Annotated in this window: 3 protein-coding genes; 2 read left to right on the top strand and 1 reads right to left on the bottom strand. The window is 63.7% G+C overall.

Annotated features, from left to right (window positions below; translation table 11 throughout):
- Nucleotides 1-691, bottom strand: a 691-nt coding sequence (locus ACLP2E_RS14660; protein ID WP_442466369.1) for a LysR family transcriptional regulator, incomplete at its 3' end; no start/stop codon positions are given.
- Nucleotides 692-770: 79 nt separating this feature from the next.
- Between ACLP2E_RS14660 and poxB the strand changes: the two genes are divergently transcribed.
- Together poxB and ACLP2E_RS14650 are read left to right on the top strand one after the other, a co-directional pair.
- A complete protein-coding gene (poxB, locus tag ACLP2E_RS14655; RefSeq protein ID WP_442466368.1) occupies nt 771-2,504 on the top strand; it encodes a ubiquinone-dependent pyruvate dehydrogenase in 1,734 nt (577 codons plus the stop codon).
- A 37-nt stretch (nt 2,505-2,541) separates the two neighbouring features.
- The coding region (locus ACLP2E_RS14650; RefSeq protein ID WP_442466367.1) for an FUSC family protein at nt 2,542-2,961 on the top strand (420 nt) is incomplete at its 3' end.

Genomic DNA, 2,961 nt, shown 5'->3' with positions numbered 1-2,961 from the left:
ACCCGGCGAGCTGGCAACTCGCTATGATACTGTCATAGAGCCCCGGGCCGATCGCGCGCGGGAAGAGGATAAACGTCTCCCGGGCCAAGGCGATCAGCGGTACGGAGCGGCTGGCGGCCAGCGGATGGTTCGAGGGCAGCACGACGCGCATGGGTTCTTCGACGAGCGGCTGCATCGTGATCCCTTCGCCATCGCTGAGCGGCGGCCGCACAAAGGCGACGTCGAGGCGACCATTTCGCAAAGCCTCAATCAGGTGAGGTGTATTGCTCTGCTCCGGCGTAAGCAGAACGTCCGGATAAAGTTCCCGATAGGCTTGTATGAGACCGGGGATGCGCGGCTGGAAATAGGTCGCGCCCGCGAAGCCGAGATGAATACGCCCCGTCTCGCCGCGCGCCCGGCTTTGGACATTCGCTTTGGTCCGTTCGACATGCTCCAGAATCCGTCTCGCCTCTTCGAGCAGCAGCGCCCCGGCCTCGGTCAGTTCCACGCCGCGCGTCAGGCGGTGGAAGAGCGAGGTCCCTATCTCCTGCTCAAGCTGACGGATCTGCAGACTCAATGGCGGCTGCTTGATCCCGAGCCGCCAGGCGGCCCTGGTGAAGTGCCGTTCCTCGGCAACGGCCGCGAAGTACCGAAGATGCCTCAGGTCCATAGTCTGGCTATACCGAAAAGCTATCAGTTTCGCTTGCACCATATATTGGACTTCCGCTCGCGCCATGCCCAGATCGCTCAGTGAGAGGCAATGCCCGCCGTTATTGCAAAGGAGCGAGATCATGAGGACCGTTGCGGATCAGTTTGCCGAAACCCTGGCGGCGGCCGGTGTGAAGCGGATTTACGGCATCGTGGGCGACAGCTTGAACGGTTTGACGGACGCCATCCGCCGACAGGGCAAGATTGAATGGGTTCACGTCCGCCATGAAGAAGTCGCCGCCTTTGCCGCCAGCGCCGAGGCGCACCTGACAGGCAGCCTCGCCGTCTGCGCTGGAAGCTGCGGGCCCGGCAATCTGCACCTCATCAACGGCCTGTTCGACTGTCATCGCTCTCGCGTGCCGGTGCTGGCGATCGCGGCCCATATCCCTTCGGCCGAGATCGGCTCGGGCTACTTCCAGGAGACCCATCCGGAGAACCTGTTCCGGGAATGCAGCCATTATTGCGAACTCGTCTCCAACCCGCGCCAGATGCCGCGCGTGCTCGAGATCGCGATCCGCGAGGCGGTGGGCAAGCGTGGCGTTTCGGTAGTGGTGATCCCGGGCGACGTCGCCTTGCAGGCTGCCGAACCGGCGCCGCTCCCCAAATCCGAGGCGCTGCTGCCGCAGCCTGCGGAGATCACGCCGCCGCGCGCCACGCTCGAACATCTGGCTTCGCTCCTCAATGCCGCGCAACGCGTCACGATCCTGTGCGGCTCCGGTTGCCAAGGTGCGCATAATGAACTGGTGGCGCTCGGCGGGCGCCTCAAGGCGCCGATGGTGCACACGATGCGCGGCAAGGAGCATGTCGAGTGGGACAATCCCTATGACGTGGGCATGACCGGACTGATCGGCTTCTCGTCCGGCTATTACGCCATGCTGGACTGCGACGTCCTGCTGGTCCTCGGCGCAGACTTTCCCTATCGGCAGTTCTATCCGAACGACGCCAAGGTGCGCATCGCGCAGGTCGATATCCGGGTGGAGCAGATCGGGCGCCGCTGCGCGACAGACGCCGCCATTGTGGGCGACGTCCGCACCACGCTCAAGGAACTAATTCCGCTACTGGACGAGAAACGCAACGACGCGCATCTCGCCCAGGCTCGGCGACATTACGCGCAGGTGCGCAACGACCTCGACCGTCTGGCCGAGGGTCGTCCGGGCGCCGGCCTGATCCATCCGCAGCAGATCGCCAAGGCGATCAGCGATCGCGCCGCGCGAGACGCGGTGTTCACCTGCGATGTCGGTCTGCCTACCGTCTGGGCCGCACGCTATCTGGCCATGAATGGCGAGCGGCGATTGCTCGGCTCGTTCTGGCATGGATCTATGGCCAATGCGATGGCTCAGGCGATCGGCGCCCAGGCAGGCTTCCCCGGCCGCCAGGTCGTCTCGCTCTCGGGCGACGGCGGCTTCACCATGCTCATGGGCGACCTCATCAGCCTCAAGCAGCTCGACCTGCCGGTGAAAGTGGTCGTCTTCAACAATGGCGCGCTCGGATACATTGAGCTCGAGCAGAAATCGACCGGCTTCCTTGATTTCGGCACCGAGCTGAAAAACCCCGATTTCGCGGCGATGGCCGAGGCTATCGGCATCCGCAGCATCCGGCTGCAGGATCCCTCCGAGGTGACCGACGGCATCGCCGCGGCCTTCGCTCATGACGGGCCGGTCGTCGTCGATGCGGTGGTCAACCGGACGGAGCTCGCGATGCCGCCATCGGTTACCGTCGAAATGGCCAAGGGCTTCTCGCTCTATATGGTGAAGGCGATCATGAACGGCCGCGCCGACGAAGTCATCGACCTCGCTCGCACCAACCTCTGGCGTTGAGCAGAGCATGAGCGAAACAATACAAGGCGGCGTTCCCATGGATAAGAAAAGGACTGGCGCGATCGCCTTCGTCGCCCGTTGTTCAGGTTCAGCGACGGTCGCCTACGAACTGGCGTCGTTTCTGGGATTGCCTGAAGCACTTTGGGCGACGATGTCCGCTGTGATCGTGTCTCAGGAACAGTTGCACGAAACGGGATCCTCCCTGACCGGGCGTGTCCTCGGCACCCTGTTGGGGATTGCCGTCACCGTCTCGGTGAGTGGGATCGCCTCCCGCATGGCCGTTCCCATAGTCGCGCAAAGGGCGGTCGCAGTGGGCGTCTGCGCTCTCGTCGCGCGCGAATTTCCAAAGCTTCGGGTTGCGATGTGGAGATGCCCGATCATTCTCCTGACGGCGAAGCCTTCCATCCCGGTCGTCGCGGTCGCTCTTAGCCGCGGAAGCGAAGTCATTCTCGGCGCC

The organism is Rhodoblastus sp. (assembly GCF_052145335.1).
In the GTDB taxonomy this organism is placed as follows: Bacteria; Pseudomonadota; Alphaproteobacteria; order Rhizobiales; family Beijerinckiaceae; genus Rhodoblastus.
This window is presented reverse-complemented; position numbering and strand designations above follow the sequence as displayed.